This is a genomic window from Lacticaseibacillus parakribbianus (genome assembly GCF_025490915.1).
Lineage (GTDB): Bacteria > Bacillota > Bacilli > Lactobacillales > Lactobacillaceae > Lacticaseibacillus > Lacticaseibacillus parakribbianus.
Map to the genome: position 1 here is coordinate 194,995 of NZ_JANQBA010000002.1, position 13,298 is coordinate 208,292.

The 13,298-nt window shown below is 63.7% G+C and carries 12 protein-coding genes; 5 read left to right on the plus strand and 7 right to left on the minus strand.

Going from position 1 to position 13,298, the window contains the following annotated elements:
• The first annotated feature begins 75 nt into the window (after positions 1-75).
• Together NUH19_RS02895 and NUH19_RS02900 are read left to right on the plus strand one after the other, a co-directional pair.
• Entirely contained in the window at positions 76-1,329 is a 1,254-nt protein-coding gene (locus tag NUH19_RS02895; RefSeq protein WP_262315062.1) for an MFS transporter, read from the plus strand.
• 157 nt (positions 1,330-1,486) lie between these two features.
• Complete coding sequence (locus NUH19_RS02900) at positions 1,487-1,795, plus strand: hypothetical protein (protein ID WP_262315063.1); 309 nt, start codon at positions 1,487-1,489, stop codon at positions 1,793-1,795.
• Positions 1,796-1,962: 167 nt separating this feature from the next.
• On the opposite strand, the gene NUH19_RS02905 is transcribed toward NUH19_RS02900, so the two are convergent.
• Positions 1,963-2,478 (minus strand): NUDIX domain-containing protein, encoded by a 516-nt coding sequence (locus tag NUH19_RS02905; RefSeq protein WP_262315064.1) that lies wholly within the window; start codon positions 2,476-2,478, stop codon positions 1,963-1,965.
• A 96-nt stretch (positions 2,479-2,574) separates the two neighbouring features.
• Between NUH19_RS02905 and NUH19_RS02910 the strand changes: the two genes are divergently transcribed.
• Entirely contained in the window at positions 2,575-3,420 is an 846-nt protein-coding gene (locus tag NUH19_RS02910) for a metallophosphoesterase family protein (RefSeq protein ID WP_262315065.1), read from the plus strand.
• A complete protein-coding gene (locus NUH19_RS02915; RefSeq protein WP_262315066.1) occupies positions 3,417-3,731 on the plus strand; it encodes a hypothetical protein in 315 nt (104 codons plus the stop codon). Before NUH19_RS02910 ends, NUH19_RS02915 begins: the two co-directional genes overlap by 4 nt.
• 228 nt (positions 3,732-3,959) lie before the next feature.
• Here NUH19_RS02915 and NUH19_RS02920 read toward each other — a convergent pair whose 3' ends face one another.
• Together NUH19_RS02920 and NUH19_RS02925 are read right to left on the minus strand one after the other, a co-directional pair.
• Positions 3,960-4,676, minus strand: a complete 717-nt coding sequence (locus tag NUH19_RS02920; RefSeq protein WP_262315067.1) for a hypothetical protein — start codon at positions 4,674-4,676, stop codon at positions 3,960-3,962.
• Between the two features lie 2 nt (positions 4,677-4,678).
• Positions 4,679-5,437 (minus strand): hypothetical protein, encoded by a 759-nt coding sequence (locus NUH19_RS02925; RefSeq protein ID WP_262315068.1) that lies wholly within the window; start codon positions 5,435-5,437, stop codon positions 4,679-4,681.
• 689 nt (positions 5,438-6,126) lie between these two features.
• Between NUH19_RS02925 and NUH19_RS02930 the strand changes: the two genes are divergently transcribed.
• Entirely contained in the window at positions 6,127-9,237 is a 3,111-nt protein-coding gene (locus NUH19_RS02930; protein ID WP_262315069.1) for an alpha-mannosidase, read from the plus strand.
• Between the two features lie 178 nt (positions 9,238-9,415).
• On the opposite strand, the gene NUH19_RS02935 is transcribed toward NUH19_RS02930, so the two are convergent.
• From NUH19_RS02935 to NUH19_RS02950, 4 genes are read right to left on the minus strand one after another with little or no spacing between them, the layout of a single operon-like run.
• Positions 9,416-10,489 (minus strand): hypothetical protein, encoded by a 1,074-nt coding sequence (locus tag NUH19_RS02935; protein ID WP_262315070.1) that lies wholly within the window; start codon positions 10,487-10,489, stop codon positions 9,416-9,418.
• An 11-nt stretch (positions 10,490-10,500) separates the two neighbouring features.
• Entirely contained in the window at positions 10,501-11,628 is a 1,128-nt protein-coding gene (locus NUH19_RS02940) for a hypothetical protein (RefSeq protein ID WP_262315071.1), read from the minus strand.
• The gene (locus NUH19_RS02945; protein WP_262315072.1) at positions 11,625-12,317 is read right to left on the minus strand and encodes an ABC transporter ATP-binding protein; all 693 of its coding nucleotides are present in this window, start codon (positions 12,315-12,317) and stop codon (positions 11,625-11,627) included. Before NUH19_RS02945 ends, NUH19_RS02940 begins: the two co-directional genes overlap by 4 nt.
• A 53-nt stretch (positions 12,318-12,370) precedes the next feature.
• Positions 12,371-12,835 carry a hypothetical protein gene (locus NUH19_RS02950; RefSeq protein ID WP_262315073.1) on the minus strand — a complete coding sequence of 155 codons (465 nt, stop codon included), beginning with the start codon at positions 12,833-12,835 and terminating at the stop codon, positions 12,371-12,373.
• Positions 12,836-13,298 lie beyond the last annotated feature (463 nt).

Genomic DNA, 13,298 nt, shown 5'->3' on the forward strand with positions numbered 1-13,298 from the left:
CCGGCCAAGTGGCGAATGTCAAGCGGGGTTGGGCCTGATATAATGAAGTGAGACACAACACTTGGAGGTCCAACCATGAGCCCACTGCCCCACTGGCGTCGCAACATCAACCTGTTTCTCGGCGGCCAATTGCTCTCCGGCATCACGACCATGATCGTCCAGTACGCGATCATCTGGTACCTGACCAAGCAGACCGGCTCGGCCACGATATTGAGCCTCGCCACGCTGGTCGGGATGCTGCCGATGGTGCTGCTCAGCCCGTTTGTCGGCGGCTTCATCGACCGCACCCACAAAAAACGCCTGCTGATCGGCGCCGATTGGGTGGTCGCCGCCTTCGCCCTGGCGCTATTTTTCGTCGGTCACGATCAGTTTCCCCTGTGGCTGGTTTTTGTCAGCCTGGCGATGCGGGCCATCGCCCAAACCTTCCAGATGCCGACGATTCAGTCGCTGATGCCGACGCTGGTGCCGGAGGTCGAGCTCACCCGCATCAACGGGCAGCTCGGCATGGTGCAGTCGGCCAACATGCTGATTGCGCCGGCGCTTGGCGCATTCTTGTTCAGCCTCGTCGACATTCGCTGGCTGATCCTGCTGGACGTGCTGGGGGCGGCGCTTGGCACCTTGATGCTGCTGCCGGTTCGCATCCCCCACCGCCCGGCCGCGGATGCCGGCACCCCGGTTTGGCAAGACACCAAGGCCGGCTTCACCATGCTGCGGCGCCGGCGCGGCCTCTGGGCAATCACGGTGCTTGGCATGGCCTTCACGCTGGTGTTCATGCCGGCGGCGAGCCTGTACCCGCTGATGACCATGCAGCACTTCCACGGCAGCGTCGCGCAGGCCGGCCTGATCGAAGTCGTCTACTCCGCCGGCATGCTCCTCGGCGGCGCCGTCATCGGGCTGTTCGGCAGGTGGCGCGACCGGATGCGGCCGATTATCTTCGCCTACCTGATTTTGGGCGTCACCATCGGCGCCAGCGGCCTGTTGCCCGGCACCCAAAAGGCCTTCTGGTGGTTCGTCGGGCTCAACGCGCTGGCCGGCGTCGGGACGCCGTTCTTCAACACCCTGTTGATGGCGATGATCCAGCAGAGCTTCCCGCCCGAACGGCTCGGCCGCGTCCTCGGCGTGTTGAACGCCTTGATGAGCCTGACCGGCCCGGTCGGCCTGATTTTCGCCGGGCCGCTGGCGGATCGCTTCGGCGTGGCGACCCTCTTCGTGATTGCCGGCGTCGGCACCCTCGTCTGCGGCGCCGCGACCTGGCTGTTGCCGGCCACCCGCACCTACGACCAGCGCCTGCAGGCCGAAACCCAGCAGACGACGACGCAACCGAACTGACCAAGGGCCGCCGACCGCGGCCTTTTTTGGTCCCAGGCCGCGGCCGGCGGCTTGCCACAATTGATCGGTGAAAAACCCGTCGCACCGGGCTTGCAAGCAGATTGCTTGACGCTCACGCCGGCGCCTGTTAGACTCTGGCGCAAAAGGAGGGAGTGCGATGACAAAAGTTGAAACCCTGCTCTTCGCCGCCGGGGCCTTGGTGCTTGGCCTGCAGCTCATGCTGGCCGTGCTTGGGGCCGGCGAGCACCGGGCGCTGACCGCTCGTCTGGCCGGGTACGTCCTGGCGCAGGCCGCGGCGGTGGTCGCCAACGGCTTTTTGATTGCCGCGTTCTTGCAAAACCACGACTTTGAAACCGGCCAGGTCACCACCACCGGCCGCTTCGACCTGCTGGCCTTGGCCAGCCTCGCGCTGTTCATCGGCGGCCTGCTGACGTACGGCCACCGCGAACCGCAGCGGCCGCACTAGGTCGCCGGACCCGATTGCACGGCCGCCCCGGACGCCAGGCGGTCGCTTCATCAGGCCACCACAAAACAGTCAGGGTCTGTCAAATCCGGCCAATTCGGATTTGGCAGACCCTTGTGTGTCGTCGCAGCCGCTGCGGGTAACGGCCGCCGTGGCCTTGGCGCCTGCGGCTAGCGGCCGGCCTGCGCCCAGGCCGCTTCCAGCACCGCTTGCCACCCACCGTGGTCCGGTCGGGTCAGCCGCGCCACCGCGACCGCTGGGGGGACCAGTGCGGTGGCGGCCACCTCCGCCGTCTGCAGGTGAAGTGGCCCACGCAACAAGTTGGGCAGCACCACCGCAAAGCTCTGTTCGACCCAGTCGCGGTACCAGGTGGTGGCAAAGCAGTCGGCCGCGGTCAGCGGCACGGTCAGCCCGAGCTCCTCTTGCAGCTCGCGGGTGGCCGCCGCGGCGCCAGTTTCGCCGCGCAGCGCCGAGCCACCGGCGGCGACGTCCCAAGTGTCGGGCTGATTGAGCTTCTGGTGACCGCGCCGCTGGATCAAAACCCGCCCGTCCGGTGCGAACACCCACACCGCGACGGTCAGGTGAAAAAAGCCGGCCGGCATCGCGTCACCACGCCGCTGGGTGCCGCAGACGCGCCAGTCGCGGTCGTACAGGTCCCACAGTTCATCGAGTTTGTCTGTCGTCATGGGCCCACCTCCTGCTCGCCATTGTACCCCAGACTTTACCTGCCGCCAAAATAGTGTAGGATAAAGGCATCGCATGTATTCAAAGGAGTGTTAAGGATGGCTGATACAACGCAACGCATTGCCTTACTCGCCGATGTTCACGGCAACCAGACCGCGCTAGAGGCCGTTTTGGCGGATGCCGACGCGCAAGGCGTCACCGCCACCTGGTTTTTGGGGGACCTGTTTTTGCCCGGGCCAAGCGCCGCGGGGCTGGTCGCGCTGCTTGAGGCCCGGCACCCAGGCGTGTGGCTCAACGGCAACTGGGAAGGCGCGATGCTCGAAATCGCCGACGGCACCCAGCCGCTGACCGGCCCGACCGTGGTGTACCTGGCGATGCTGACCCAATACGCCCAGCGTCAGCTCTCAGCCGCCCAGTGGCAGCAAGTCGCGGCGCGGCCCTTCGTCACCACCCGCCGGGTCAACGGCCTGACCATCGTCGCCGCCCACAACTCGCGGCTGGCCCCGGACGGCCGCTCGCTTTACCCGAGTCAGCCGCAGCCGGCCTTCGACGCGCTGGCCGGCGATGCCGACCTCGCCGTTTACGGTCACACGCACCAGCAGCTCATGCGCCCAAGCTCACAAGGTCAGCTGATTGTGAACCCCGGCGCAGTCGGCCAGCCGTACAGCCCGTGGCCGCAGTTTTTCAAGGACCAACGCGCCCATTACGCCATCCTCACCATCGACCCCGCCGGGCGGCTCGACGTCGCTTTTCGCAAGGTGCCTTACGATATTTCCCGGGAAATCGCCCGGGCCGAGGCCGCCAATCTGCCTTACGCCGACTTGTATCGCCACCTGCGCGAAACCGGTGAGACCATCACCCACGACCAGGCCCTGCTCGGTCGCATCAATCGCGAGCGGGGCTACGACCGGGCCGCCCAGGCGGCGTTCGGTGACCGATCATGACCTACCAGGAGCTGGCCGAGCAGCTGGCGGATTCGCTGATGGGCGATTTTCCCATGTGCGAGATCTACGCGTCGCTGGCGATCGATCCGGTGGACAAAACCGACCCGGCCGCGACGCTGACCGTCGTCCATGAGCCGCCGCAGTTTGCCACCTACCTCATCCTGCTTGGCGAGACGGTCGGCTGGAGCTGGGACACCGGTGCCATCGACATGCAACTCAAACACGCCACCAGCGACCCGGCCAAAACCAAGCGCGTGGTGGCCGCGCTCATCCGCCGCTTCGTGGCCAAAACCGAGGGCCAACCAACCTGACGCGCCTGTCGCCTCCCTGAAATCCGGGGAGGCGGCAGGCGCGTCGTTCGTTGAAGCGACGCCGCGAGTTGCAGGCCAGAGGGGCGGCCGCAGATGCCGACAAGGCCGTCTCGGGTCAAGGCCGCAAGCCGGGGCAAGACCGCGAACCAATTCATGGCCGCAAACCGGGTCAAGGCCGCAGACCGCCGGCAAAACGCGGGGCGACGAGGTGCGACCCCCCACCGAGGATTACGGCTGCGCATCCTCGGCATTGCGCAGCCAAGCGCCAAAGAGCCGCTCAAGGTAAGTTGGATCGGTCAACCGCTCGCGGTCGATGCGCAGCGGCGGCGCCGCGCTGGTGCTGGCCGGCGGCGTCAGCAACACCGGATCCCAGATAGCCGACAGCAGCCGCGCGTGAGGGGCCAGACGTCGGTGTTGCCTGGCCATCACCGCGCGTTGAGCCGCCTGAAGCGCGACAAAATCTGCGGCCGCGGGGTCGGCGACCCAGGCCGCGGCACGTTTTTGATAGTCTGCAAACGGCAGGCGGCCGGCCGCAAGCTGCGCGTCCAGCGCGTCCAGCCCCGGGGCAAAGCCGTGACGCCGCTGCCACCGGCCGCTGAGGTGGCTCACCCGGCGCAAGTTTTCATTCTGCAGCCGCAGCGCCACCCCCGCGTAATCCGGATCTAGCCGGTTGAGCAGTGCCAGCGTCCCACCGACCTGAAGCTCATCGCCCGGATTGACCCGGGCGGCTGCCAGCGTCGCGGTGAACGGCAGCAAAAGCGTGGTGCTGACCGTCAGCCCATCGTCTTGGGTGGCCGTTTCACCGCTTGCGGTCACGCTTTCCACCGCCGTGATCAGGCACGGCGCCTTGAACACATCGCCGGTCGGTCTCAGCGCGATCACCAAACTGCCGCCGGTCACCGTTAGGGTGGCCGTCACCTGGTTCTTGGGCTGCTTGGTTGCCATGGTCACCGCCTCCCCTCGGTCGTCTCGCTTGGCACCGGCGTCGCGATGCCGTGCTGCTTGCGGTAGGCCGCCTGGCGCATGATGCGCCCCAACACCATGCGCTGGTAGTTGGGATCTCGCGCCAGCGCGTGATCGCTCACCGTGGTTTTGGGGTAAACCGCGTCGTGGCCACCCAGCTGCAACCGATGCACCTCGCGCGGGGCCTGCACCAAGGGCAGCGACGGGGCAATCGCCTCGAGGTTGCGCGTCAGCTCGGCCTGAAGCGCGTTTTGCCGTTGAACCAGCGACTCCCGCGGCACGATGTCTTGCCACCGCGCCATCAGCGCCAGCTCCCGCTTCACGAACTGGTCGAAAGTGAGCTCATCGGCCAAAAATGCCGCGGTCAGCCGGCGCCAGGCCGGCGACTTGGGGTGACGCTTGGCAAGGCCGCTGGCCGTCGCCACGATATGCGTCCTTGTGCGATGCCTCAGAGTTTGAACGCGCCGCATGGCATTCCCGACCAGTTTCAGTTGCACAAATCCCATCTCGCCGGTCGCCCAGAATTCATCCCCGACGCCCCAGGCCACTGGTGCGAGCGTAAACGCTGAAGTGAAGGCAACGAAGCCAACTTCATCGGTTTCCAGTCTCGTCTTGCCCTCCCCGTCCAGAAGTGCCAAAAAACGGACTTCGAGTAACTGAATGGGCTGCAATTTCACAGTATCAATAATGGCCTCACCCGAATAGCCGCCGGTGACCAAGGCCCGAAAGAATGTTTTCGTCATCTCCTCACCTCCCCAATTATTATATTTCAAATAATCACATTTGTAATTTAATATGCCTGAAGCATTGGAAATTAGTTGCCTATATGTACCATTTACATAACTTTTACATTTTAGAAGCAGGAAAATCACTTGCAATATAATCAAACCAATGATAAACTACAAGCATGGGTGATCCATGTTCGGCGACGGCCCAGCCAATTTCCTCATCCTCATCTGATGAACGTCGACCTATGTCGACCACGTCCGCGGCGTGAGTGTCTAGCGACGAAGAAATTCGCGTAAAAGAAAACAGCTTAACTGGTTTGAGTCCAGAAATTGGCTGAGTCGTCGAGCCCCATCCCCTCTCGCATACGTGCCACACACCTCGCCGGCTTTGCCGTGCCGTGGTGTGTGTCTAAAAACCAAGGCGCCTCCAACCGGTTGACCCGGCTGGAGGCGTTTGTGTGCCCAAATTTCCGTTCCCGCCTCACGGAACTGGGCGAGGCTTACCCGCGAGAACGCCACGCCCCCCGGAAATCTCATATTCTCCTTATTGCGGCTAAGTCGTTCGCCCCCTGCAGACAGTTGCCTACCCAGCGCAAATTCTATGATTCATAGACAAATTTTGTCCTCAGTTCATTGTTTATGGATGAAAATTCGGCTATAATCTGGTGAAAATAAGGCGTGTGATGCGCCGCGAGGAGGACAAAATGCCTTACCAGGGAAACGATTCAATCGAGATCTTTAACGCCAGAAAAGCGCGGCAGCAGTTGCGGCTGTTGGGCGCCGCCCGTTACACCGGCTTCACCGACCTGTCGGGCCTGCGCATGTGGCACGACACCCGGGCCGACCACCGCACCGTGCCGACCGAGGCCGAGGCCGACTGGCAGGACGCCGCCATCGGCACCCAGTGGGAGGGCCGCGACCAGTACTTTTGGCTACAGTTCCCGCTGCACTTGGACCCGACGACCGCGGAACGCGCGGTGGTGCGGCTGGATCTGGGCCGCACCGGCGACGGTTACAACGACGGCTATGAAGGGCTGGCCTACATCAACGGCGAGCGTTACCAGGCCGTCGACACCAACCACGAGGAGCTGTTCTTGGATCCGGCCGAGTTCGGCGGCGACAATGTCGTGTCGGTTCTGATGTGGTCCGGGCTTGAGGGTGGCGGGCCCAAGAAAATTCAGTACTACGCAATCAAAACCGCGGCGGTGGGGCCGGAACGCAAGCCGATTCGCGACGCCTACACCTACCTGTGGAACATCATCGACCTGATTCCGGAGCTGGCCGACGACGAGCCGCTCAAGTACGATTACGTGCGGCTGGTTCGCAACACCTTCAAGCGCTTCTTCTGGGCCACCGCCGACACGGCCGCGATTACGGCGGCCTGCACCGCCGCCTTGGCCGAAATCCACGCGTTCACCAAGGCCCACGCCGGGCAGAAGCTCGGGTTTGACGTCGCGGCCATCGGGCAGACCCACATCGACGTGGCCTGGCTGTGGCGCTATCGCCACACCGCCGAAAAGGCCACGCGCTCCTTCACCACGGCGCTGCGCCTGCTCAAGGAGTTCCCGGAGTTCAAGTTCTTCTACTCCACGCCGCAGGTTCACGACTTCATCGAGCAACGCGCCCCTGAGCTGTTCGCCCAAATCAAAGACTACGCCAAGGACGGCCGCTGGGAGGCCGACGGCGGCACCTGGGTTGAGCCCGACACCAACCTGCCGAGCGGCGAATCCCTGACCCGTCAGTTCCTGTACGGATCGACTTATTTTAACGATAAACTCAATGCCAAGCAGACCGTGCTGTGGCTGCCGGACGTGTTCGGCTACTCCTACGCGCTGCCGCAGATTATGAAGGGTTTTGGCATCAATCACTTCGTCACGTCCAAAATCTCCTGGAACGACACCAACCGCGCCCCGCACGACACCTTCGTCTGGCGCGGTCTGGACGGCTCGGAGGTGCTGACCTACTTTTTGACCACCACCGAGGTCACCTACGATTACAGCAAGCCCGAGATGTTCAAATACACCTACAACGGCGAGATCACGCCGCGGGTCATCCTGCAATCCTACCGCGCCTACAAGGATAAGCAGCTCAACCACCGCATCATGATGCCTTACGGGTTCGGCGACGGCGGCGGCGGCGCGACCCGCGAGATGGTCGAAAACATTCGCGTGATTAACGAGCTGCCGGGGATGCCGCGCATTCACAACGAACGCGTCGACGACTTTTTCGACACCTTGGAGGACCAGGTCGCCCAAAACGGCGAGCAGTACCCGGTTTGGGCCGGCGAACTGTACCTGGAGTACCACCGCGGCACCTACACGTCGCAGGCGTTCGTCAAACGCGCCAACCGCAAGCTGGAGTTTGCGCTCAAGAACCTGGAGCTGGCTCGCACGACCCAGCGCGTCTTTGACGGCGTCGCCTACCCTAAGGCAGACCTGAACCGCACCTGGGAAATTCTGATGAAGACGCAGTTCCACGACGTCTTGCCGGGTTCTGCGATTCAGGAAACCTACGAAGATGTCCACGCCGACGTCGCGACCATGACCCAGACCATCACCGACCTAACCCCGGCCGGCGGCACCGCGCTGACGCTGACCAACCCAAGCGGCACCCTGGCGACCGGTGAGGCCGTCATCAAAGAGCCGCGCGAGGGCCGCTTCGCCCTGGCCGACGGCACCCCGCTGACGGCAATTCGCCAAGCGCAAGGCTACCGCCTGATCAACGTGCCGCTGGCGCCGCTGGCCAGCGCCCAGCTTTCCTTCACCCCGGCAACCTTGAGCAGCCAAGCGCTTGCCGGCGACAGCATCGAATCCGCCCACTACCTGGTGGCGTGGAACGCCGCCGGCCAGCTGACCCGCGTCTTTGACAAGGACAACCAGCGCGAAGTTTTGCTGCCGGGCCACGTCGGCAATCGCCTGACCATCTACGAGGACCGGCCGATGAACTTCGACAACTGGAACATCGACGAGGACTACGTGGCCAAGTCGGTCGACCTGACCGCCGCAAGCATCCAAAGCGTTCGGCAGGACGCCGCCACCGTGGTCACCTTCACCTACCGCTTCGACCGCTCAACGGTCACCCAGAAGCTGATTTTGGCCGACGACAGCCGCCGCATCGATTTTGACACCGTCGCCGACTGGCACGAACAGGAGCTCTTGCTTCGGACCGCGTTTGATCTGAACATCCGCACCGATTTTGCCACCTACGACATTCAGTACGGCAACCTGCGCCGCCCGATCAACCAAAACACCAGCTGGGACACCGCGCGGTTCGAGGTGGTCGGCCACAAGTGGGCCGATCTGTCGCAGCCGGACTACGGCGTCGCCTTGCTGAACGACTGCAAGTACGGCTACGCGGCCCTCGACCAGACCTTGTCGTTGTCCTTGATCAAGGCCGGCACCTACCCGGACACCACGGCCGACCAGGGAGAACACCGCTTCACGTACAGCCTGTTCGCCCATGCCGGTGATTTTGCCCAAGGTGAGGTTGAACAGCAGGCGATGCTGCTCAACGCACCGCTGGCCGTCAGCCAAACCGACGCCAAACTCCCGCAGCTCTTCACGCTGAGCGAGGCGGCAGACGTTGAGGTCGACGCCATTAAGCTTGCGGAGGATCAGACCCGCGTCATTTTGCGCCTGCACGAGTTCACCGGCGTCGACACGACGCTCACGGTGACCCCGCACTTCGCGGCCAAGGCGGTTGGCCTGACCCGCCTGGATGAAACACCGCTTCAGGCGCTGACCCCGGCGGCAGACGGCAGCGTGACGCTGACCGCCACGCCGTACCAGGTTTTGACCATCGCCTTCACGCTTTAACCACAGGTGGTTGCGGCTGACAGCCACAACCACCGGCCATCACACCGCAAAAGCGACCACTCCCCCGGCCGCCTTCGCGGTGCGAGGGTCGCCAAAAAGGCTCAACTCCTGCAACTTGCAAGAGCTGAGCCTTTTTTTGTCCTCGTCACGCAACATCGTGGTGAAAGTGAACGCGACCTCACCGCCACCGCCTGCGGCTCACCAGCAGGGTCGCCACGCCGCCCAGCGCCGCGGCGGCCCCGAGCATCAGGACCAGCGCCTGGGGCAGCGGCAGCAGCACGCTTCCCCACTCGGCGGCCTCAAGCGGCGGCACGCTCAGCGTCAGGTCAATGGGGATGCTGATGTCCACGTAATTGGGCAGCCAGTACAGCGCCAGGTGCGAGAAGTTCGCGCTTTGAAACACCGTGGTCTGGCTGAGCAGCAGCACCGCCAACAGCACCGCCAACACGCTGGTGAACTTCGCCGTCAGACACCGCACCAGCCCGGCCACCGCGCATAGCAGCGCCGTCCAGGCCGCAACCATCGCCAGATACGCGGCGAGCGCCTGCCACAGCGGGTAGGTGCCGGTGATCCTGCTGGCCACCGGGTAGTTCAGGTGGCCGACCCCGCCGCGAGCCGCCAGGTAGGCGAACACGATGGCGTTGGCCGCCAAAAAGCTGCCGAAGGTCCATAGAAAGCTCCAGGCCAGCCGCCGCCAGAAAATCCCGATTTTGGCGCGTGGCACCAAGGCGATCAGGTCCTCCTGCCGCGGCGTCAACGCGCTCAAGGCGTCGGCGATGCCAAAGGCCAGCACCACTAACAGCCACAACGTCTTGGGCCGCGGCAGCGCGTTCAAGGCCGGCTTGTGTGGCGCGTAGAAGGACACCATCGGAATGTGGCGCTTGACCAGCGCATCCAACACCGGATCGGCGCTGCCGCCCAGCTTGCGGTACTTGGCCAGCGCCAAAGTGTAGGCCCAAGTGTCGTTTTGGGCCGCGGCTTTTTGCAGCTGTCGGGCCGCCTTGAGCGAGTCCGTGGCGTTTTGCGTGATTGACGCACCCGGGTCGGCCTTAATCGTCTGCTTGAGATCCTTGATGGTCGTCGCCGTCACGCTGAAGGACAGCTCCCTGACCAGCGCCGCGTGGTTGGTTTTTTGGATGCTGACCGATTTTTGAACCAGCGGTACGGCCAGCAGCACGACCAAAAGCAGCGGCACCAGCCAAAGTTGCCAGCGGCGGCGCAAAAACCGCCCCTGAAACCGAAATTCTCCCATTGCCGTCCTCCTCACAGCCGCTGGCGGCGATTCGCCCAGCAGCCACCAAGCGCCACCAGCAACACGCCGCACCCGGCCATCAAGGCGGCGGCGGCCGGCAGCCGCAGCGGCAGCGCGTAGCCGCTCGCCGGCAAAATCACCCTGGGCAGATCCAGGTAGCTCATCGGCAGCCACCCGAGGCCGCTGGCACTGCCGACCAGCACCAGCGCAACCAGGGCCAAAAGCGACACCATCAGCTGCCGCGTGAGCAGCTGGATAACCGTGGCCAGCCCGACCGTCAGCAGAAAGGCCGCCACCAGCCAGCAAGTCGCCTGCACAATGAACGCACCGGCTGACATCAGCGCCGCGTGGCTGCCGTCCGGTGAGTAAACCAGCGGGTACTGCCACCCGACCGTACCGGCCAGGAGAATCGAGCCGCCAAGCGCCGCGGCGACCGCCAACACGATCGCCACGCTGCCGTAGCCGCCGACCAACGCGGCCCGGCGCCAGTAAATCCCCCCTTTGGCGACCGGTGCCAGATCAAGCAGCGCCCTGGCGCCGCCGCGCTTGTCGGCTAGGATGAACAACCCGGCCCAAAAGCAAAACAGCACCGCAAACCAGCTGCTGGGGGTGTCGGTGGCCAGGCTCCGCGCTAGGCTCAACGCGCCGGGCAGCCGGCGTTCGCGGCTGTAGTACTGGGTGCGATGCGCCTTTTGGTTGGCGACAAGCTCCGTCACGCGCTTTTTTAGCGTCAGCACGTCCATGTCGGCGTGGCCGTGCCCGGCCGCGGCCTGGCGCAGGAAGTAGCGGTCCATCGTAAGCTCCGCTCGCACCAGCGCCGCGCGGTTGTCGTACTCGTCCAGCCGCACCATGCGGTTCAACGCGTCGGTCGCATCCACCGCGCTTTCCATCTGCTTGACGCTGGGATTGGTCAAAACCGGCCGCGGCTTGGGCTGCTGGCGCCAGGTGTTCAGCACCTCGCCGTAGCGGTAGCGTAGCGAATACATCGCGGAAAACTCCGGCATGTTGCTCATCGTCGTGGTTTCACGCACCCGCTGGAAGTTGCCCCACAAAAGCATCACCAACAGGCAAAACGGCAGCACCCACCAGGCGCGGCCGCGAAACACGCGCCAGCAGGCGAAGCGCCACCCCGCCGTCACCAATCCGCCTCCTGAACGCCGTACAGCGCGTCGTAGGTGGCGTCCAGGTCGATGCTCGCGGCGTCGAACACCTGCAAGCGCGTATCCTTGAGGAAAAACACGCGGTCGGCCATCGCCGTCACGTTGCCCAGCTGGTGCGACGACATGATGATGCCCTTGCCGCGCTGTTTGAGCTTGGTAAAAATTTGCGTGAACAGGCGAATGCTGGTCGGATCCAGCCCGTTGAGCGGCTCGTCGAACAGCAAGTAGCGGGCATCGGCGATCATGTACAGCCCCAAAAGCACGTGCTGGCGCATCCCCAACGACATCCGGCCGACGCGCTTATCCGCGTAGGCCGTCATGTGCAAGGCGCTGAGCACCGCGTCGATGCCGACGTCTGAGTTCCAGGCGGCCTTCACATAGGCGAAGTGCTCCCGGGCCGTCAGGGTGGGCAATAACCCCTGTCCGTCCTCAAGGAAGAACAGGCCGTGCAAAAACGCGCGGCGCTGACGCCTGGCATCGGCGCCGTCCAGGGTCACCGTGCCGGCCTGAGGCGTCAAAAGCCCGGTCAGGTTGCGCAGCAGGGTGCTTTTGCCCGTGCCGTTGGGCGCCACCAACCCGACGATTTCGCCGGGGGCGAGCTCAAAGCCGATGTCGGTCAAAACGGGATGGTGCCGAAAGCCGAAGCGTAAATTCTCGCAGGTCAGCATTTTCTCACTGCTCCTTCATTTTTACTCATTAAGGATCCAAACCGCGAACGCTTTCATCCCATCGTTCGGTGCGGTCGGGCGACGTCCTTGGCCACCAGCTGCTGCCAAAAAACGCCGACCGCCATCATGCCCCAGGCCATGTAGAATCGCGCCATCAGGTTCTCGCTGTAAGGCGGCAGCAGCGGCACCGCGGCCGCCACCGCGATCACGAGCCCCGCGTAGGCGCGAACCGGCATCCCCTTACTATTATGAAAAATCCAGATTCCCACTCCCACCCCGGCGAGCAAAAGCAGCCACATCCAGGGTGCATGAAGCGCGGTCAAATTGCCCTGCAGCCGGTTGAGTCCCCAAGTCGTGTAGTTGGCGTGTCGCGCCCGGTACGCCGGGTCGTTGGTCGCCGCCAGCCGGTAGAAGTGAAGCTTGAAAAACAGCAGCGTTCCCGCGACATACACCAGCGCATAGGCCGCCGCCAAGTACCGGTGAACGACGTAACGCCGCCACGTCGAATCGTGCCTCATTGCATCTCCCCCTCGTGGTATGATTGGGTTAAGAATAGCAGGACGCTCAGCGAAATGCCAGCGTTCTCACAGATTTAATCCAAAAATGAAGCGCTTTCTTCTATTAAATAGGTGCAATCCCCAAAGACCACTTGCGCATTGTTTTGGACCGCTCGCGCAGGAATTCTTCCGTACCCCGGACTCAAGGTGTGTAATAGACCATGCAGGCAGGAACTCAACGACTGATTGAGTACAATTGCTTCGGTCTCTGCTAGACTAAGCATTGAACAGGCGCCGCCCTGCGACTTGCGGCCGCCTCTGAGCCACCCCCTCTCTCTTGGCTCAGCGGTGACCGCAAATCGCAGACCGCGCCGCCGCACTCGATTCGCGCCGCGCCGTTCTTTCTATACAGAATCACCCCAAGCCCCAGCGCTAGGCTACCCGCCCCGCTAAGTTCGCGCCGCTTTGCCCTCTCACCAAACGG